Source organism: Pseudomonas sp. B3G-3 (assembly GCF_028640915.1).
GTDB lineage: Bacteria > Pseudomonadota > Gammaproteobacteria > Pseudomonadales > Pseudomonadaceae > Aquipseudomonas > Aquipseudomonas chlororaphis_I.
In genome coordinates this window covers 12,878-31,997 of the sequence record NZ_JAQZAB010000064.1, presented here as the reverse complement: position 1 = coordinate 31,997, position 19,120 = coordinate 12,878, and the positions used below count along the sequence as shown (strand labels likewise).

Below are 19,120 nucleotides of genomic sequence, written 5' to 3'. Positions count from 1 at the left end.
CCCCTAAAGAGGCAAGGCCAGATAGAACTGGGTCCCCTGCCCGGGCCGCGAATAGACACCCATGCGCCCGCCGTGCAGTTGCACGATTTCCTTGCACAGCGCCAGGCCCAGGCCGGCCCCGCCTTTCTTGCGCCCGACCTGGACGAAGGGTTCGAAAATCCGTCCCTGTTGCCCGTAGGCGATGCCTTCGCCGTTGTCTTCGACGCTGATGATGACCCGCTCGCCATGCCGGCGCGCCTGCAAGCGAATCAACCCGCCCTTGGCGGTATGCCGCAGGGCATTGTCGATCAGGTTGTCCAGCACCCGTTCCAGTTGCATGCGGTCGGCATGCAGCCGCGGCAGCGGCTCCTGCAGTTCCACCAGCAGCTCGATGCCCTGCGCCGTGGCCGCGCCGATGAAGCGGTTGCGCGCCTGCTCCAGCAACTCTTCGAGGGAGCAGGGCGCCAGGGTGAGTTTCTGCAGGCCGTTCTGATAACGCGAGAAGTTCAGCAGGTCGTTGATCAGCTGCATCAGGCGCTGCATTTCTTCGTTGACGGTGTTCAGCAGGTCGGTTTCGCGGGAGTCCTCAGGGAAGCGCAGGCGTTCCTGCAGCAGGCCGAACGCCATGTGCATGCCGGTGACCGGGGTGCGCAATTCATGTGAGGCGCGCAGCACGAATTCGCTGCGCACGCGCTCGAAGGCCCGCTGCTCGGTGACGTCGTGCAGCACCATCACCGCGCCGAGGATATGCCCCTGGGGATGGCTGACCGGGGTCAGGCTGTACGTCAGCAGGCGCGATTCGCCATCGACCTCGATGCTCAGGTCCTCCGGCGGCCGTTCAAGGCTGCCGCCGCGCAGTACCAGTTGCAGCTGCTCGTCCAGCTCCGGTCGCTGCAGGGCGCTGCCCAGCCCTTGTCCAAGGCGTTCCTCGTCCCAGCCCAGCTGACGCTGCGCCACCGGGTTGAGGTGTTCCAGGTGACCCTGGCGGTCGATCATCAGCAAGCCGTCGTCGATGCTGTCGAGCACCGATTGCAGGCGCTGCTGGCCGGCGAGCAGTTCGTCGACATTGGTGGCCTGATGCTCGCGCAGGGCTTGGGCCATGATCCCGAAGCGCCGGGTCAGCAAGTTCATCTCGGCAGCCGAAGACAGGGGCAGGGTCACGTCGAAGTTGCCCTGGCCGATATTGTCGGCGGCCTTGGCCAGGGCTTCGATGGGGCCGCCAAAGCGCTGGGCGATGCCGTGGGCGGTGATGAAGCCGATGATCAGCACGGCCAGCCCGACGAGGCCGAGCAGGCCGGCGATCAGCAAGGCGCGATTGCGGGCCTGATGTTCGATGTCATTGATGTTGTCCAGGGCCTGCTTGTGTTCGCTGATCAAGCCATTGCGCAGGGTATTGAAGCGGTGGGTCAGTTCCGTATTGCCATTGACCCCTGCCGAGGTCCCGTCGGCACGCTCGAAGGCCTCGAAGAAGCTCTGGTAGTCGTCGCGTGCCTGGGTGAAGCCGTTGCGCACATTGTTTTGCCGTTCATGCTCGATGCCCTGGTCGAGCAGGGCCAGGTATTCCTGCCTGGAGTCGTCCAGTGCCGCCCGGTCAGGGTTGTGGTTGAGCATGATGATCAGCTGGTCGCCCAGGGTCTGGCGCAGCTTGAGCCCCAGGTCCAGGGTGATGAAGTTGTTGCGGATCAGCGCTTCCTGGGTCTTGGCCATCTGCATCACGCTGACCAGCCCGAGCAACAGGCCGAGCAGCGCCACGGTGATCAGCGCCGAGATGCTCAGAAACAGTCTCGTGCGCAGTTTCATCGCTAACTTCATGAGGTGCGGCTCACAGGTTGTACTGTTTGCGTTTGCGGTACAGCGTCGAGGCGTCGATACCGAGCGTCTTGGCGGCCTGGTCGAGAGTATCGCTGGTGGCCAGCACGGCGCCGATATGGGCTTTCTCCAGCTCGTCCAGGCTCAAGGCGGCGCCGATGCGCGGAGTGTTGTTGGTGGGTTGCTCGGCCATGCCCAGGTGGCTGATCTCCACTTTCTCCTGGGGGCAGATGATGCTGGCGCGTTCCACCACGTTGCGCAGCTCGCGGATATTGCCCGGCCAGCGGTAATTGAGCAGCGCTTCGCGGGCCTCGTCGCTGAAGCCTCGGGCGGGACGGGCGTATTCCTTGACGAAGCGTGCGAGGAAACGGTCGGCCAGGGTCAGGATGTCTTCGCTGCGTTCGCGCAGCGGCGGCAGGTGCAGGGTGATCACGTTCAGGCGGTACAGCAGGTCTTCACGAAAGCGGCCGTCGCGCACCATGTCCTCGAGGTTGAGGTTGGTCGCGGCGAGGATGCGCACGTCGGCGCGGCGGGTTACCGGGTCGCCGACCCGCTCGTATTCCTTGTCCTGGATGAACCGCAGCAACTTGGGTTGCAGGGTCAGCGGGAAGTCGCCGATCTCATCGAGGAACAGCGTGCCGCCATCGGCCTGGTTGACCCGGCCAAGGGTGCTTTCGCTGGCGCCGGTGAAGGCTCCGCGGCTGTGACCGAACAATTCGCTCTCCATCAGCTCGGCGTTCAGCGACGGGCAGTTGATGGTCACGCAGGATTTCTTGGCGCGCTTGCTCCAGCCGTGAATGGCCCGGGCCAGCTCGCCCTTGCCGGTGCCGGATTCGCCGAGGATCAGGATGTTGGCATCGGTGCCGGCGACCTGGCGGGCGGTTTCCAGCACCACTTTCATCGCCGGGCTGTGGGAGTCCAGGCCGTCCTTGGGTTTGCGCACTTCGCCTTCGAGGGCTTCCAGGCGCGCCGAGAGCTGGCGGACTTCCAGCTGCTTGGCGGTCGCCAGGCGCAGTTGGTCGGGGCTGCAGGGCTTGACCAGGTAGTCGGCGGCGCCGGCCTGGATCGCGTCCACCGCGGTGTCGACGGCCGAATGGGCAGTGACTATCACCACCCGCATCCAGGGGGCCTGGATGCGCATCTGGGCCAGCACGTCCAGGCCGTTGTCCTCGCCCAGGCGCAGGTCGAGGAAACACAGGTCGAACACCTGGCGTTGCAGCAAGGCCTCGGCCTGAGCGGCGCTATTGGCCGTGGCGACGGTATAGCCCTCGTCTTCCAGGCAATAACGGAAGGTACGCAGGATTGCGGACTCATCATCTACCAGAAGAATGCGGCCTTGATTTTCCGGTGCTGATTCCATGTCCGAGGCTCCTGAAGTGAGTGATCTTATTTAGTCCCGGAAAAATCGGGCAAGTTGCATGGTTAATTCTTATCGATTCCCAGGGGTGCAGGTTAGTCATCTCCGGGGTGTATTGCTAATCGATTGAAAATAATAGGTTTTTTATTGCTTTTAGGACTTCTCCGTAATTCTTTCCCGATTTCGTCACTGTACTCCTGCATTTTCAGCCGCGTTTTTTCCTCAAGTATCAGTCCAATCGTGCAATTCGCACGGTATCCAGGGCGGCATCGTGCAGGATGGCGTATGAAGATCTTCCTTGTTTGCTTTCAACTCATTGTTTTTATTGAATTTATTTCAATTCAAAAAACTGGCATGCAGGCTGCAACAGTCCGATCAGACTCGGCCGAACAAGCTGCAAGCGCAGCCACAAGCGCTTGAGAACAATGACCCGCGTGGGAGGAGCCTCCGGATGAAACGCCAACGTCTCGCCCAATTGTCTGTTTCGCCCCTGCACCTGCAGCAGGGATTGTTCGCCAGCCTGGCATTGCTGGTGACCTTGATTGGCGGTCAGCAGTTTTCACGTTGGGAGCAGAGCCAGCAGCAAGAGGCTGTGAGGTTGCCGGTTTATCACACCACCCAAACCCACTTCAGTGCAGTCAGCACTCGGTTTGCCGATTCCGCCCCGCTGCATCTGATGGACGTCGACCAGGCTCAGCCTGCCACCGACACGGCTTATCAGGAGCGCTGGGTGTTCTAGGCAGGACAGCCGGTACGCAACTGCGGGCCGGCTAAGCAGTACCTCTAAATAGAAGCGTAAGGAGAATGACCATGTTGAGCTGGGCAATCACATTCCTGATCATTGCCATCATCGCCGCGGTACTGGGCTTCGGTGGTATCGCGGGCACCGCCACGGGTATCGCCAAGATTCTCTTTGTCGTTTTCCTGGTGATGTTCATTGCTTCCTTCTTCTTTGGCCGTCGTGGTCGAGGTTGAACATGAGCGTTTCTTTGAAAGCATTGGCCGCCGCCCTGTTACTGGGCGGCGCGGCCACGGCGATGGCAGCCAACGACGGTCAGACCCGGGTCAACGAGTTGTTGAACAGCGACCCGCAATACCGTGAAACCTGGCAGGACGTCGTCGAAAAGGAAGAGCGCCTGCCGGAGTGGGTGATGAACCTGTCCGGTGATGCGCAGCAGATGAATGCGCTGGAAGAAGACGGCGACAAGTACCTGGTCGGTCCGCTTTGCGAAACCCGCGATACCTGTCGCAACCAGCGCCTGATCGTGGCGTTCAGTTTCGACAAGAAACACGCCTACGCCATGTTGGTCGAAGTGCCGGCGGGCCTGCCCGCGGACAAGTCGCCGACCCGCCATGCCGAATACCGTTTTCTCGGCAAGCCGGACGCTGGCATGCAGGGCTTGCTCAGGGAACAGCTGAAAAAGGACCCGAACTGGTACTGAGTTTGCGGTTCGAAAGCTTCGATCATGGAAGGCGAGTGTCCAGCGGGCCTTGCTTTCCGTTGCACCGCCCCGAGGAGGGGCAGCGCATGACCAGGGAGCCGGGACGTTCTGATCGAAACCGGATCGGAGTGACCTAGGGGTACAGGGAGTGCCTCCGCGAGGGCCGGGTCAGGAAAAACTGCGGCGCAAGCTCGCAAGCCGCTCAGGCTTGACGACTTGCGTCGTGTTTGAATGCCACAAACCTTTGTGGCAGAGAGGTGCCTGCTTTTTCAGGCAGGGGTTCGCGACAAATATTCCGAGTTGCCTGGCCTAACCGTTTCACGGTGTTTCTTTGCGACCGTACATCGAGAAACTTTTGCCTTTTTCCAGACGGGATTTCTGGTTCTAACGTAAGAACTTTCCCTTCTTTCGAAGGTCATTCCGAATCCTTCCAAAAGCGCTGAATGCCGCCTGAAATGGCCGTTTCACGGCAGATGGCCAGGCCGAAATGTCGCATTCGAACCGGTTGGGACGCCCGTTTCGTTTAGAAAAACTCATGCCGATTCGGCATAGGGTAGGCGTTTACGGCATTAGACGCGCCCCCCTTGCGTCGGAATAGTTGCGCCTTTTTTCGCCTGCAGAGAGCCGTAAATGCTCGCTCGGGGTGACCTTATACGGGGGCCGATGCACAGACTTTTCCGCCATTGAGCGTTCCAGTTCGCGCATCAGCCCGAGTCCAACTGAAGTAAGGGTAATGATATGAAGAAGGCAAAACTAAGCCTCGCCTGGCAGATCCTCATCGGTCTGGTGCTGGGGATTGCAATTGGTGCGCTGCTCAACCATTTCAGTGCCGAAAAAGCCTGGTGGATCAGCAACGTCCTGCAACCTGCGGGCGATATCTTTATCCGCTTGATCAAGATGATCGTGATCCCGATCGTGATCTCCTCGCTGATCGTCGGTATCGCCGGCGTGGGCGACGCGAAGAAACTCGGGCGTATCGGCCTGAAGACCATCATCTACTTCGAAATCGTCACCACCATCGCGATCCTGGTCGGCCTGGTGCTGGCCAACGTGTTCCACCCGGGCGCCGGCATCGACATGAGCACCCTGGGTACCGTGGATATTTCCAAGTACCAGGCGACCGCCGCCGAGGTACAGCATGAACACGCGTTCATCGAAACCATCCTCAACCTGATCCCATCGAACATCTTCGCGGCCATGGCCCGCGGCGAGATGCTGCCGATCATCTTCTTCTCGGTGCTGTTCGGCCTCGGACTGTCGAGCCTGCAGGCCGACCTGCGCGAGCCGCTGGTGAAGATGTTCCAGGGCGTCTCGGAAAGCATGTTCAAAGTCACCCACATGATCATGAACTACGCCCCGATCGGCGTATTCGCCCTGATCGCGGTGACCGTGGCCAACTTCGGTTTCGCCTCCCTGCTGCCGCTGGCCAAGCTGGTGATCCTGGTTTACGTGGCCATCGCCTTCTTCGCCTTCGTGGTCCTGGGCCTGATCGCTCGCCTGTTCGGCTTCTCGGTGATCAAGCTGATGCGCATCTTCAAGGATGAGCTGGTGCTGGCCTACTCCACCGCAAGCTCCGAAACCGTGCTGCCGCGGGTGATCGAGAAGATGGAAGCCTACGGTGCGCCGAAAGCCATCTGCAGTTTCGTGGTGCCGACCGGTTACTCGTTCAACCTCGACGGTTCGACCCTGTACCAGAGCATCGCGGCGATCTTCATCGCGCAGCTGTACGGCATCGACCTGTCGATCAGCCAGCAACTGCTGTTGGTCCTGACCCTGATGGTCACCTCCAAAGGCATCGCCGGCGTACCGGGCGTGTCCTTCGTGGTCCTGCTGGCGACCCTGGGCAGCGTGGGCATTCCGCTGGAAGGCCTGGCCTTCATCGCCGGTGTCGACCGCATCATGGACATGGCCCGTACTGCCCTGAACGTGATTGGCAACGCCCTGGCGGTACTGGTCATCGCTCGTTGGGAAGGCATGTACGACGACGCCAAGGGCCAGCGCTACTGGAACTCCCTGCCGCACTGGCGCAGCAAGGAGCCGCTGCCGGCCGGTGAAGTCACCAAAGGCTGATACCTGTAGCCGCTGCCGAAGGCTGCGATAAGTTCCGCAGGAACTTCGCGATCCGGGCCGCGGCGCCTCCTGCGCAGGCGAGCGCAGCCTGTGGCAGCGGCTAGCAATGTTCTGCTCTGTCATCATCGACAAACCCCGGTCAATCCGGGGTTTGTCGTTTCTGTCCGCCCCGCTATCATTCGCCGCATCTTCTGGGGGAATAACTGATGCTCAATGGCCTGTGGCTTGGCTTCTTCATCGTGGCGGCCGTTTCAGCGCTGGCGCAGTGGCTGGTTGGCGGTAACGCCGGGATCTTCTCGGCGATGGTGGAAAGCATCTTCGCCATGGCCAAGTTGTCGGTGGAAGTGATGGTGCTGCTGTTCGGCACCCTGACCCTGTGGCTGGGCTTTTTGCGGATCGCCGAGAAGGCCGGGATCGTCGACTGGCTGGCCAAGGCCCTGGGCCCGCTGTTCACCCGCCTGATGCCGGACGTGCCGCCAGGGCACCCGGCCATCGGCCTGATCACCCTGAACTTCGCGGCCAACGGCCTGGGGCTGGACAACGCCGCCACGCCGATCGGCCTCAAGGCCATGCGCGCCCTGCAGGACCTCAACCCCAGCGAGACCACGGCGAGCAACGCGCAGATCCTGTTCCTGGTGCTGAACGCCTCGTCCCTGACCCTGCTGCCGGTGACCATCTTCATGTACCGCGCCCAGCAGGGCGCCGCCGACCCGACCCTGGTGTTCCTGCCGATCCTGCTGGCCACCAGCGCCTCGACCCTGGTCGGCCTGCTGTCGGTCGCGGTGATGCAGCGCCTGCGCCTGTGGGATCCGGTGGTACTGGCCTACCTGATTCCCGGCGCCCTGGCCCTGGGCGGCTTCATGGCCCTGCTGGCCACGCTGTCGGCCACCGCGCTGGCGTCGCTGTCGTCGATCCTGGGCAACCTGACGTTGTTCGGCCTGATCATGCTGTTCCTGGTGATTGGCGCGTTACGCAAGGTCAAGGTCTACGAGGCCTTCGTCGAGGGCGCCAAGGAAGGTTTCGACGTCGCCAAGAACCTGCTGCCGTATCTGGTGGCGATGCTCTGCGCGGTAGGCGTGCTGCGCGCCTCCGGGGCCCTGGACTTCGGCCTGGACGGCATCCGTCATCTGGTGGAATGGGCCGGCTGGGACACGCGTTTCGTCGATGCCCTGCCGACGGCCCTGGTCAAGCCGTTCTCCGGCAGTGCCGCGCGGGCGATGCTGATCGAAACCATGCAGACCCAGGGCGTGGACAGTTTCCCGGCGTTGGCCGCGGCGACTATCCAGGGCAGTACCGAGACCACCTTCTACGTGCTGGCGGTGTACTTCGGTTCGGTCGGCATCCAGCGCGCGCGCCATGCCGTCGGCTGCGCCCTGCTGGCCGAGCTGGCCGGCGTGGTGGCGGCGATTGCGGTGTGCTACTGGTTCTTCGGCTGATCGCGAGCAAGCTCGCTCCTACAAGGACGATAAACATCCTGTAGGAGCGAGGCTTACCCGCGATGAGGCCGTCAGCGCCTGACCAGCTGGCTGCCCTGCTTCACCGTCCACTCCACCACCTGCCGGTTCAGGGTATCCCCCGCCTGGCCAAATCCGGCGACCACCGCCGGCACCTTGGTATCGTTCAGCGGCTGGCGCACTTCGAAGCGCTGGCTGGCCAGGATCTTCTGGTCGTAGCCGCGCACCAGGCGCGCATCCAGGCGGATCACCACCGCCACGGCCTTGCCCTGGTATTCGCTCTGGAATGCCTGCAGGTTGCCGCCCAGTTCGAGATCGGTCTGCACATCGCTGTCGTCGGTGCCCAGCAGTTGCACCCGACCGTCGGCGAGGAATCCGTCCAGCAGCCGATTGCGCAACAACACCGGCGCCGGATCGCTCCAGCGCGCGTCCTTGTAGCTGCTGATCACATCGCCCTGGGGGATCACAGCGATTCTCGCGCTGTTCAAGGCGTCGCTCGCCAGGGGTTTGGTCAGGCGCAGGGACCAGGGCTGTGTGTGTCCCTGAGGCTGGGCTGCGGCGCTCTGGGCCGTGGGCAGGCGATAGATATCCACTGGGTCGGCCTGGGGCAGGATCGAGCAGGCGCCGCTCAAGGCGAAGCCGGCGGCCAGGGCCAGCCGGCCGAATGGGCGATAGGCACGCTTCATGGCGTGAACTCCTTGTTCTTGTCACTGCCCAGCAGGTAGCCGCTGGGGTTGGCTTCCAGGCGACGCGAAATGGCCCGCAACGAGCTCAGGGTGTCGCGCAGCTCGCGCACCGCCGGCGCCAGGCCATTGAGGCCCTGGATGCCGTTGTTCAGCGAGTCCTGGTTGTCGGTCAGCAGTTTGTTGATGGTGGCGCTGCTCTGTTCCAGCGATTGCATGGCCAGCTCGGCGCTGCCGAACATCTGCTTGCCCTGCTCGTTGAGCAGGCCGTTGGCATTGCGCATCAGCGCGGTGGTCTGTTCCAGGGTGGCGCTGGCCTGCTTGCCGATGGACGCCAGTTGCTGCATGGCCAGGCGCACGTCGCCGCGCTGTTCGGCGATGGCCCCAGTGGTCTGCTCCAGGTGTTCGAGGGTGTTGCCGATGCGCTCGACGTTCTCTGGCGAGAACATGCTGTTGGCGTTGTGCAGCAGCAGGTTGACGCTGGTCATCAGGTCTTCGCTGTTGTTCAGCAGGCGGGCGATCGGCGATGGCGAAGCGACGATCACCGGCAGTTTGCCGTCCTTGCCCTGAAGCGGCTGGCTTTGTGGAGTACCGCCACTGAGCTGGATGATCGAAGTCCCGGTGATGCCGGTCAGGGTCAGCTTGGCCTGGGTGTCTTCCTTGATCGGGGTTTCACCGCTCAGGCGGATCCGCGCCAGGACCCGGCGCGGGTCGTTCGGGTCCAGGCGCAGGCTGACCACATCGCCGACCTTGATCCCGCTGTACTGCACGGCGCTGCCTTTGGACAGGCCGCTGACGGCCTCGTTGAACACGACCTCGTAGTCCTTGAACTCCGTGTCGACGCTGGACTTGGCCAGCCACAGGCCGAACAGCAGGGCGCCGACCACCACAATCACGGTGAACAGGCCGATCAGTACATGATGGGCTCGGGTTTCCATGTCATACCTCGTTGAGCTGTGTAGCGGCCTGATACGCCGCGCGGCCGCGAGGGCCATGGAAGTACTCGTGAATCCAGGCGTCGTCGGTCTCGGCGACCTGGTCGATGGCATCCGCCACCAGCACCTTTTTCTGCGCCAGCACCGCCACCCGGTCGGTGATGGTGTACAGCGTATCCAGGTCGTGGGTGACCAGGAACACGCTCAGGCCCAGGGCGTCACGCAGGGTCAGGATCAATTGGTCGAACGCCGCGGCGCCGATCGGATCGAGGCCGGCGGTGGGTTCGTCGAGAAACAGGATGTCCGGGTCCAGGGCCAGCGCCCGGGCCAGGGCGGCGCGCTTGATCATGCCACCGGACAGCGAGGCCGGGTATTTGTCGGCCGCCGACAGCGGCAACCCGGCCAGCGCCAGCTTCACCGCCGCCAGGTGCTCGGCGTCGGCGCGGCTCAGGCCGGCGTGCTCGATCAGCGGCAGGGCGACGTTTTCGGTCACGGTCAGCGACGAGAACAGCGCGCCCTTCTGGAACAGCACGCCGAAGCGCCGTTCGATCAGCGAGCGCTCATGTTCCGCCAGGCTTGGCAGGTTCTGGCCGAACACCCGCACCGAGCCTTCGCTGGGCTGGCGCAGGCCGATGATGCTGCGCAGCAGTACCGACTTGCCGCTGCCCGAACCGCCGACCACGGCGAGGATCTCGCCCTTGTACAGGTCCAGGTCGAGGTTTTCGTGCACGCTCTGCGGGCCGAAGCGATTGCACAGGCCGCGGACTTCGATCACCGCCTCGGCAGGCGGACGGGTTGAACGGTTCACCAGCCCATCTCCATGAAGAACAGCGCGGCGACGGCATCGAGGACGATCACCACGAAGATCGATTGCACCACACTGGACGTGGTGTGGGCCCCCACAGACTCGGCGCTGCCGCTGACCTTGAAGCCTTCCAGGCAGCCGATGGCGGCGATCAGGAAGGCGAAGATCGGCGCCTTGACCATGCCCACCAGGAAATGCTGCACGCCGATGTCCGATTGCAGCAAGGCGAGGAACATCGCCGGCGAGATATCCAGCGACAGCGCGCAGACCACCCCGCCACCGACAATCCCCGAGAGCATCGCCAGGAAGGTCAGCATCGGCAGCGCCACCAGCAGCGCCAGGACCCGGGGCAGCACCAGCAGCTCCATCGGGTCCAGGCCCAGGGTGCGGATGGCGTCGATTTCTTCGTTGGCCTTCATCGAGCCGATTTGCGCGGTAAAGGCGCTCGCGGTCCGGCCGGCCATGAGGATCGCCGTGAGCAGCACACCGAATTCACGCAGGAAGGAGAACGCCACCAGGTCCACGGTAAAGATGCTGGCGCCGAAACTCTGCAGCACCGTGGCGCCGAGGAAGGCCACTACGGCGCCCACCAGGAAGGTCAGCAGAGCGACGATGGGCGCGGCGTCGAGGCCGGTCTGCTCGATATGCGCGACCATCGGCGTGATGCGCCAGCGCTTGGGATGCAGCAGGCCACGGACCAGGGTTTCCAGGATCAGGCCGACGAAACCCAGCAGCTTCAGGCTGTCCTGCCAGATGGCGTCGACCGCCTTGCCGATCCGGGTCAGCAACAGGATGCCGACCGATACTTCCGGTTCCTTGAGCGGCACGCAGAAGTCGCTCAGCGAGCAATAGACAGTCTGCAGCAGCGCGCGGTCGGCCGAAGACAGGGTGCAGTCGGGGTGTTCGGCAGACTTGCCGAGACGCTCGGAACCCAGCAGTTCGACCAGCAGCGAGGCGCCCGCGGTATCCAGGGCGCCGAGGCCGTTGAGGTCGATGTGGGTGCTGGTGTCGTATTGTCCGGTGAGCTTTTCGCAGAGGTGCTTGAGCTCGGTGTAATGGACGAGCGTCCAGTCCCCCGTGACTCGCAACCGCGAGGGGGAACTTGACGTATCCAGTTGGGCACTGCCGGCCGTCGCGCTCTGGGTCATAAGCTCCGTGCTTGTATGGTTTTTACGCAGTGCTACGTAATACCACGATCGAGGCGACTTTGCCTTGTACTAAGGTGCTGAGTTTTGTCCGTTGGTGCCGGTGATCTTGAAGCGCAGCACGCCGATCACCTGCCCGTCTTCGGTCAGCACCCGGACCTGCCAGCTGCCGGTCGGATCGCCGGGGAAGTTCTGCTTGTGCGACCAGGCGCGGTAGCCCTCCTTGCGCCCGCCGTGGATGTCCAGGGCCACCCGGTCGACCTCTTTGCCGTTGAATTGCCAGACGTGATAAATGCGCTCGTCCAGCCCGCGCGGCGCATTGATCGCGGTGTAGGCATACAGCCCGGTGCTGCGCACGTCGCTGGCGCTGACTTCCTTGAGGCTGGCGCCGGGGGTGCGGTCCTGCAACTGGGTGCTGATGGCTTCCTCGGCGATCCACAAGGTCGCCGGCGGAACCCAGGAGCGCAGCAGCCAGCCGGTGCCGCCGATGGCCAGGGTCATGCCCAGCAGCATCAGCGCGCCGCGCAGGTTGCGGATCGGGAAGATCGACGCGAGGCTGGGGGACGACAGCAGCATGGCGATGCCCAGGGCCAGCTTGAAGCTCTGCGCGGTGGTCAGGTGCAGGATGATCGGCAGCGCGGTCAGCAGCGCGGCGAACAGTGTCAGGGTATGCAGGGCGAGGAACAGCCAGCGCCGCGGGGCCAGCCATTTGTAGTACAGCGGGTCGATGATCGAGACCAGCGCCGAGGCGCCTAGCAGGCCGGTGAATACCAGCTGTCCGCTGTTCCAGGCGGTGGTGATGAAGAAGAACGGCAGGACGAAAAACAGGCTTTCCTGGTGAATCATCTGCGTTGCGTAACGCAGCAGCGGCTGGGGGATTTCCCGCTTGAAGATCTTGGTGAACAGCTGGGTCAGGCTGTTTTCCAGCATCAGCCAGATCCAGCTCACCAGCATGATCACGGCGATCCAGGTGGCCAGGCCCTGTTGGCGGTCCACCAGGATGAAACTGCCGACACCGGAAATGAAACCGCCGAGCGCAATGACCCCTGGGTAGCGCTTCATCAGTTCCAGGATGCGCTGCATGTAATGAGTCAGGTTTGGCATTCGGCAATCACACTAGAAAAAATCCCCGACAGAATAACGGTTTAGCATGACAAAAGACGCATCAGCCACGGATTCGTTTGCGATAAGCGCGCCAGCCGAACAGCGCCAATATGATCAATAGCAGTGCGCCGAGGATCAGCCCGCTCAAGGCCGTGTAGCTCAGCAGCGGTTTTTCGATCCGCAGGTAGCCGGGTTGCTCCAGCAGCTGGCGCATGGCCTGGTTGGCCTGCTTCAGGCTGACGGCTTTCAGGCGCTTGGCCGGGTCGCTGAAACGCCCGTCCGCGTAGTCGCTCAAGGCGCCCCAGTAGTAGTCCGCCAGGGCGCTGTTACCCTGTACCGCCCAGGCCTGGCGGGCAATGGCGGCCTGTTGCAGACGGGCGAAGGTGGCGGGCTCCAGGCCGTCCTTGAGCAATTGCGCCTTGAGCTCATCGATCACCTGTCGGGCCTGGGGCAGGTCCGCGCGTTCCAGGTCGGCATTCAGGCTGAGAAAGCCGACGCCACCGAACACCTCGCGTTCGCTGTTCGGTCCGTAGGACAGCTCGTGCTGCAGGCGCAGCTTCTGGTACAGCGCCCAGTCCAGGTAATCCTTGAGCAGGTCGAAGGTTTCATCGTGCTGCCGGTCGAGGGTTGGCTCGGGAAACAGCCAATGCAGCTTGGCGCTGTCGCCGACCCAGCCGTGGATCAGGCTGCGCTCGGCGACGGCCGTTTGTTGAATGTCCGGCAGGCCCTGGTGCTCGCTGGGCTCCACCGGTTCCAGCGCGCCGTAGCTGCGCTCCAGGTAGGCCGGCAACAGGCGGTCAAGGTCGCCAACGACGATCAGGGTCATGTTGTTCGGCGCGTACCAGTCCTTGCGCAGCCGCTCCAGCTGTTCGAGGGTCAGTTGATCGACCTCGGCCCGTTCGGCGCATTTCAGGCCCAGTTCCACTGCCAGCTGGTTGCTGGCGGTGTGGCCGAGGTCCTGGCGGTCCAGCCAGCGTTGCAGGTGCGAGTAGTGCCCGCCGTCCTCGCGCTCGACCACCCGTTTCGCCGTTTGCAGTGCGTTGTCGTCGAGTTCGGTGCGGGTCAAGAGGGCCAGCAGCAGGTCCAGTACCTTGCGCTGGTTTTTCGCCGGGGCCTCGATGACGAAGGTGGTGTCGGCATTGCTGGTATAGGCGTTCCACTCGCCGCCCAGGGCTTGCATGCGTTCTTCCAGCCCGCCCTCGCCGCTGGCGTCGATGCCGCTGAACAGCAGGTGTTCGAGCACATGCGGCAGTTCCTTGTCGGCGCAGCCGAAGTCGTCCAGCCCTACCCCGACCACCAGGCGAATCGCTACGTGGCCGCGCTCGCTGCCCGGCTTGAGCAGCAACTGCAGGCCGTTGGGCAGCATGTAGCCCTCGACCTGGAAGCGATCCAGGGCAAACGAGTGGGCTGATCCGAGCAGCAGACAGGCGAGTAACAGGCAACGCATAACAGGCTTCCTTACGACGGGCGTAAGTTCTACAGACTTCGGGTAACTGTGGACGTTCAGGGTGAATGGGTGATGTCAGTCATATCGTCCACGGCGAGCGCACCGGTTTCGGACGTCCCCAGCACCACGTAGGCGCTGCCGCAGAACAGCGAATTCAAGCGTTTCATATCGGCGATCAGTTCCAGGTGCAGCGAACTGGTCTCGATGCTCTGGACGATTTTACGTTGCAGGCGGCTGACATGGGCATGGGCCAGGCGACGTTCCTGAGCGCGAAAGCGGCGTTTTTCCCGCAGCAACTGCCGGGCGCTTTCCGGATCGGCGCTGAGAAACACCGAAAGCCCCAATCGCAGGTTGGCGATCAGCTGTTCATGCAGGCCGACCAGTTCCTCGATGCCGACTTCGGAAAAGGAGCGGCGCTGCGCGGTCTTCTGCTGCTGGATCTTGCGCAGCATGCGTTCGATCAGGTCGCTGGCCAGTTTCAGGTTGATCGCCAGTTCGATGATTTCGGCCCAGCGCCGGCTGTCCTGTTCGCTGAGGTCTTCCCGGGGCATCTGCGCCAGGTAGAGCTTGATCGCGTTATAGAGCACTTCGACGTCGTCGTTGAGGTTGCGCATTTCCTGGGTGATCGCGGTCTGCTTGCCGTGCAGCACATCGCGCACGGCTTCGAGCATGTTATCGATCAGGTCACCGATGCGCAGGGTTTCCCGCGCCGCGTTGGCCAGGGCCAGGCTAGGGGTGGCCAGGGCGGTCGGGTCGAGGTGGCGAGGCTTGGCCCGGCCGTTGGTTTCCGGGCGCTCCGGCAGCAGCCAGGCGCAGACCTTGGCCATCGGCCCGACCGTCGGCAGCAGCACCAGGCAACGCAGGGTGTTGTAGAGCAGGTGGAAACCGATCACCACCTCTTGCGGGCTGAAGTCCAGGCTGTCCATCCAGTGGGCGAGCGGGTCGAGCACCGGAATGATCAGCAGCAGGCCGATCAGCTTGTACAGCAGGCTGCCCAGCGCCACCTGGCGGCCGGCGGCGTTCTGCATGTTGGTGCTGAGAAAGGCCAGCACCCCGCTGCCGATGTTGGCGCCGATCACCAGGCCGATGGCCACCGGCAGGCTGATCACGCCGGCCCCGGCCAGGGTTGCGGTAAGCAGCACGGCGGCCAGGCTGGAGTAGGAAATCATGGCGAACAGCGCACCCATCAGGGCATCGAGCAGGATGTCGCCGGTCAGCGAGGCGAACAGGACTTTCACGCCTTGGGCATGGGTGATGGGCGCGGCGGCTTCGACGATCAGTTGCAGTGCCAGGATGATCAGCCCCAGGCCGATCCCTACCCGCCCGAGCTGGCCGGCGCGGGTCTGTTTGCGCGACAGGAAGAAGATCACCCCGAGAAAGATCAGCAGCGGCGACAGCCAGGACAGGTCGAAGGTCAGCACCCGGGCCATCAGCGCGGTGCCGACGTCGGCGCCGAGCATGGTCGCCAGGGCGGGTGTCAGGGCCATCAGCCCCTGGCCGACGAACGAGGTGACCAGCATCGCCGTGGCGTTGCTGCTCTGGACCATGGCGGTGACCAGGATCCCGGCGATGAAGGCCAGCGGACGCTTGGCCATGTTCTGGCCGATCAGGTGACGCAGGTTCGAGCCATAGACCCGCAGGATGCCGGTGCGGACGATATGCGTGCCCCAGATCAGCAAGGCCACGGCGGAGAGCAAATTGAGCAGGGTGAGCATAACGGCCCCCTGTGGTGAATAGCGCCCCAGAGGGGCAAGTTAACGGTGCCGCGCGTCGTTCTACGTTCTGTACTTAAGCTGTAGTTGGCTAACGGTCTGTGCGCCAGCATCGCATAGCTGATGCGGCGATTGAAACAAAACTGTCATGAAAAAACGGCTTTTCGCAGGTGTGAAAAAGGGGCTCGAAAGCCCCTTTTTCTGCTGCGCTCTCGGGTTATTGACCCGGGATGTCCTTGCGCAGTTTCACCGGGTCCTGCTGCTTTTTCTTTTTCGCGATGGCGGTGCGCATCTTGATGTTGATCGCCTCCACCGCCAGCGAGAAGGCCATGGCGAAGTAGACGTAGCCTTTTGGCACATGCACTTCGAACGCCTCGGCGATCAGTACGGTACCGACCACCAGCAGGAACGACAGCGCCAGCATCTTCAGCGACGGGTGCTTGTCGATGAACTCGCTGATGGTGCCCGAGGCCAGCATCATCACCAGCACCGCGACGATGATCGCCGCGACCATGACCGGCACATGGGAGACCATGCCGACGGCGGTGATCACCGAGTCCAGGGAGAACACGATGTCGATGATCGCGATCTGGATGATGGTGTAGAGGAAGTTGCCGCCCTTGCCGCTTGGTTCTTCCGCGGTTTCGTCCTCGCCTTCCAGGGCGTGGTACATCTCCTGGGAACTCTTCCAGAGCAGGAACAGGCCACCGAAGAACAGGATCAGGTCACGCCCGGAAATACCCTGGCCGAAGACCACGAACAGGTCGGCGGTCAGGCGCATGACCCAGGTGATCGACAGCAGCAGAAGGATCCGCGTGATCATGGCCAGCGCCAGGCCGAAAATCCGGGTCCGTGCCTGCATGTGTTTGGGCATGCGGCTGACCAGGATCGAGATCATGATGATGTTGTCGATACCCAGGACGATTTCCAGGGCGGTCAGGGTAAAGAAGGCAACCCAGATTTCCGGGTTGGTCAGCCATTCCATGTGTATTCCTTTGAGCGAGTGTTGTACCGCGCCAGTCGAGATTTCCGAGAACGAAGTCTAGCGGCCGACGCGGTGAGTCATTGCTTTTTATAGAGTGCTGAACAGCGGAAAAATCCCCATCAGCAAGGCGGCGAACATTATGCACAGGCAAACCAGTACTGCCCACTTGAGGGTGAAGCGCTGGTGATCGCCGAACTCGATACCGGCCAGGGCCACCAGCAGGTAGGTGGATGGTACCAGCGGGCTGAGCAAGTGGACGGGTTGGCCGACGATCGAGGCACGTGCCATTTCCACCGCGGTGATGCCGTAGTGACTGGCGGCCTCGGCGAGAACGGGCAGCACGCCGTAATAGAAGGCATCGTTGGACATGAAGAAGGTGAACGGCATGCTCACCAGCGCGGTGATCACCGCCAGGTACGGGCCCAGTGCATCCGGAATCACCGCCAGCAGGCTCTTCGACATGGCGTCGACCATGCCGGTACCGGACAGGATGCCGGTGAAGATACCGGCGGCGAAGATCAGCCCGACCACCGCCAGCACGCTGCCAGCGTGGGCCGCGACGCGGTCCTTCTGCTGTTGCAGGCACGGGTAGTTGACGATCATCGCGATACTGAAGGCCACCATGAACAGCACTGGCAGCGGCAACAGGCCGGCGATCAGTGCGCACATCAGGGCGAAGGTCAGTGCGCCGTTGAACCAGATCAGCTTCGGACGGCGGGCGTCCGGGAACTGCGAAACGCTGATTTCACTGTGGTCGATCTCGTCGCCCTGCAGGTGCAGTTCACCCAGGCGCGCACGTTCGCGCTTGCCGTACATATAGGCGATCGCCAGGATCGCCACCACGCCGGCCAGCATCGCCGGGATCATCGGCACGAAGATGTCCGACGGGTCGACATGCAGCGCACTGGCGGCACGGGCGGTCGGGCCTCCCCAGGGGGTCATGTTCATCACACCGCCGGCCAGGATGATCAGGCCGGCCATGATCCGCGGGCTCATGCCGATGCGGCTGTACAGCGGCAGCATGGCCGCCACGCAGATCATGTAGGTGGTGGCGCCATCGCCGTCCAGGGACACCACCAGCGCGAGCACGGCGGTACCGACCGAGACCTTGAGCGGATCACCCTTGACCAGCTTGAGGATCTTGCGCACGGCCGGGTCGAACAGGCCGGAGTCGATCATCAGGGCGAAATACAGGATGGCGAACATCAGCATCACGCCGGTCGGCGCCAGCTTGGTGATGCCTTCGAGCATCATCGGGCCGATTTTCGGGGCGAAGCCGCCGAACAGCGCGAACAGGATAGGAACGATGATCAGAGCGATCAGCGCGGACAGGCGCTTGGTCATGATCAGGAACATGAAGGTGATGACCATGGCGAAGCCAAGGAAAGTCAGCATGGGAATACTCCAGGCGTAGCGCGGCTAGGGAATGGCGAACCGGTTGGGGTCAGCGCAGAACGGGACGCGCGGGACGTGGAGGAAGCGGGGTGAAAAGGCGGGTACGAACGGACATCAGAATCACCATTGTTGTTGTTAATTGGGCCTGGAGGCGCGAAAACGCCCATTGGCCAACCGGTCTGTTGCCGGCAGTGGAGGCGATCCTAATCGCGGAAGCTTTCAGCTACCTTTCGTTGTAGAAAGCAATGATCGGATGCGTCGCAAGCCGACGTGCGGTTAAAAAACAACCAGGTCGGCCTGCTGACGGAGTTTTCCGCTGCTATTCGATGGGAGGTCCTTGTATGAGCCTGTTGCATACCGGCGGTTGCCATTGCGGGCAGCTGCGTTATCAGTTCAGTGGACCGTTGCGCGATATCGCCCATTGCCATTGTTCGATCTGCCGACGGGTCAGCGGCGGCCTGGTGACCACCTGGATCACCCTGCCCCGCCCGGCTTTCCAGTGGCTGGCCGGGACGCCGGCGTGTTACCACTCCTCACCCGGCTGTGCGCGGTACTTCTGCCCGAACTGCGGTGCCCATCTGGCGCTGATCACACAACTGAGCCCGGACAGCATCGATGTGACCATCGCTACCCTGGATCATCCGGAACTGGCGCCGGCCGAGCGGCATATCTGGACCGACAGCCGTTTGCCCTGGCTGCACCTGGATGAGCAGCTGCCGGGAGAGGCCGAGGAGACGTTGTAAGGTTGCGGGATCGCTTCGCGGGCCAGCTATGAAGGAGGCTGGCCCGCGATGCGGG

Annotated in this window: 18 protein-coding genes; 7 read left to right on the top strand and 11 right to left on the bottom strand. The window is 62.8% G+C overall.

Annotated features, from left to right (window positions below; genetic code table 11):
* Window positions 1–3: 3 nt before the first annotated feature.
* Window positions 4–1,791 carry a KinB sensor domain-containing domain gene (locus PVZ80_RS04030; protein ID WP_028683567.1) on the bottom strand — a complete coding sequence of 596 codons (1,788 nt, stop codon included), beginning with the start codon at window positions 1,789–1,791 and terminating at the stop codon, window positions 4–6.
* A 10-nt stretch (window positions 1,792–1,801) separates the two neighbouring features.
* Window positions 1,802–3,148, bottom strand: coding sequence for a sigma-54-dependent response regulator transcription factor AlgB (gene algB, locus PVZ80_RS04025; protein WP_009046287.1), 1,347 nt, complete (start codon window positions 3,146–3,148; stop codon window positions 1,802–1,804).
* 282 nt (window positions 3,149–3,430) lie between these two features.
* Between algB and PVZ80_RS04020 the strand changes: the two genes are divergently transcribed.
* The 6 genes from PVZ80_RS04020 (at window position 3,431) to PVZ80_RS03995 (ending at window position 8,093) form a co-directional block, all read left to right on the top strand.
* A complete protein-coding gene (locus tag PVZ80_RS04020) occupies window positions 3,431–3,565 on the top strand; it encodes a hypothetical protein (protein ID WP_256587560.1) in 135 nt (44 codons plus the stop codon).
* 31 nt (window positions 3,566–3,596) lie between these two features.
* On the top strand, window positions 3,597–3,884 hold the full coding sequence (locus PVZ80_RS04015; RefSeq protein ID WP_009046288.1) for a hypothetical protein: 288 nt from the start codon (window positions 3,597–3,599) through the stop codon (window positions 3,882–3,884).
* A gap of 71 nt (window positions 3,885–3,955) precedes the next feature.
* A complete protein-coding gene (locus tag PVZ80_RS04010; protein ID WP_003177151.1) occupies window positions 3,956–4,120 on the top strand; it encodes a DUF1328 domain-containing protein in 165 nt (54 codons plus the stop codon).
* Window positions 4,121–4,122: 2 nt separating this feature from the next.
* Entirely contained in the window at window positions 4,123–4,587 is a 465-nt protein-coding gene (locus PVZ80_RS04005; protein WP_009046289.1) for an inhibitor of vertebrate lysozyme family protein, read from the top strand.
* Window positions 4,588–5,325: 738 nt separating this feature from the next.
* On the top strand, window positions 5,326–6,657 hold the full coding sequence (gltP, locus tag PVZ80_RS04000; RefSeq protein WP_007924276.1) for a glutamate/aspartate:proton symporter GltP: 1,332 nt from the start codon (window positions 5,326–5,328) through the stop codon (window positions 6,655–6,657).
* 206 nt (window positions 6,658–6,863) lie between these two features.
* Window positions 6,864–8,093 carry a nucleoside recognition domain-containing protein gene (locus PVZ80_RS03995; protein ID WP_009046290.1) on the top strand — a complete coding sequence of 410 codons (1,230 nt, stop codon included), beginning with the start codon at window positions 6,864–6,866 and terminating at the stop codon, window positions 8,091–8,093.
* A 71-nt stretch (window positions 8,094–8,164) separates the two neighbouring features.
* Here PVZ80_RS03995 and PVZ80_RS03990 read toward each other — a convergent pair whose 3' ends face one another.
* The 9 genes from PVZ80_RS03990 to PVZ80_RS03950 all read right to left on the bottom strand — a co-directional run bounded on the left by PVZ80_RS03990 (window position 8,165) and on the right by PVZ80_RS03950 (window position 18,322).
* Window positions 8,165–8,797, bottom strand: a complete 633-nt coding sequence (locus PVZ80_RS03990; protein ID WP_009046291.1) for an ABC-type transport auxiliary lipoprotein family protein — start codon at window positions 8,795–8,797, stop codon at window positions 8,165–8,167.
* Window positions 8,794–9,732 (bottom strand): MlaD family protein, encoded by a 939-nt coding sequence (locus tag PVZ80_RS03985; RefSeq protein WP_009046292.1) that lies wholly within the window; start codon window positions 9,730–9,732, stop codon window positions 8,794–8,796. Before PVZ80_RS03985 ends, PVZ80_RS03990 begins: the two co-directional genes overlap by 4 nt.
* Before the next feature lies 1 nt (window position 9,733).
* Window positions 9,734–10,537 (bottom strand): ABC transporter ATP-binding protein, encoded by an 804-nt coding sequence (locus tag PVZ80_RS03980; protein ID WP_007924271.1) that lies wholly within the window; start codon window positions 10,535–10,537, stop codon window positions 9,734–9,736.
* Window positions 10,534–11,682 carry an ABC transporter permease gene (locus PVZ80_RS03975; protein WP_016703904.1) on the bottom strand — a complete coding sequence of 383 codons (1,149 nt, stop codon included), beginning with the start codon at window positions 11,680–11,682 and terminating at the stop codon, window positions 10,534–10,536. The genes PVZ80_RS03980 and PVZ80_RS03975 overlap by 4 nt, the downstream gene beginning before the upstream one ends.
* A 69-nt stretch (window positions 11,683–11,751) precedes the next feature.
* Complete coding sequence (locus PVZ80_RS03970) at window positions 11,752–12,783, bottom strand: DUF5924 family protein (protein WP_273863452.1); 1,032 nt, start codon at window positions 12,781–12,783, stop codon at window positions 11,752–11,754.
* Between the two features lie 61 nt (window positions 12,784–12,844).
* Window positions 12,845–14,230: a M16 family metallopeptidase gene (locus PVZ80_RS03965; RefSeq protein ID WP_124312594.1), complete on the bottom strand. Its 1,386-nt coding sequence runs from the start codon at window positions 14,228–14,230 to the stop codon at window positions 12,845–12,847.
* Window positions 14,231–14,286: 56 nt separating this feature from the next.
* Window positions 14,287–15,945, bottom strand: a complete 1,659-nt coding sequence (locus PVZ80_RS03960) for a Na/Pi cotransporter family protein (protein WP_028683564.1) — start codon at window positions 15,943–15,945, stop codon at window positions 14,287–14,289.
* 214 nt (window positions 15,946–16,159) lie between these two features.
* A complete protein-coding gene (locus PVZ80_RS03955; RefSeq protein ID WP_009046297.1) occupies window positions 16,160–16,927 on the bottom strand; it encodes a TerC family protein in 768 nt (255 codons plus the stop codon).
* Window positions 16,928–17,014: 87 nt separating this feature from the next.
* Window positions 17,015–18,322 carry a CitMHS family transporter gene (locus PVZ80_RS03950; protein ID WP_007924260.1) on the bottom strand — a complete coding sequence of 436 codons (1,308 nt, stop codon included), beginning with the start codon at window positions 18,320–18,322 and terminating at the stop codon, window positions 17,015–17,017.
* 341 nt (window positions 18,323–18,663) lie between these two features.
* Here PVZ80_RS03950 and PVZ80_RS03945 point away from each other — a divergent pair, with 341 nt between their 5' ends.
* On the top strand, window positions 18,664–19,065 hold the full coding sequence (locus tag PVZ80_RS03945; protein ID WP_009046298.1) for a GFA family protein: 402 nt from the start codon (window positions 18,664–18,666) through the stop codon (window positions 19,063–19,065).
* The last annotated feature ends 55 nt before the right edge of the window (window positions 19,066–19,120 follow it).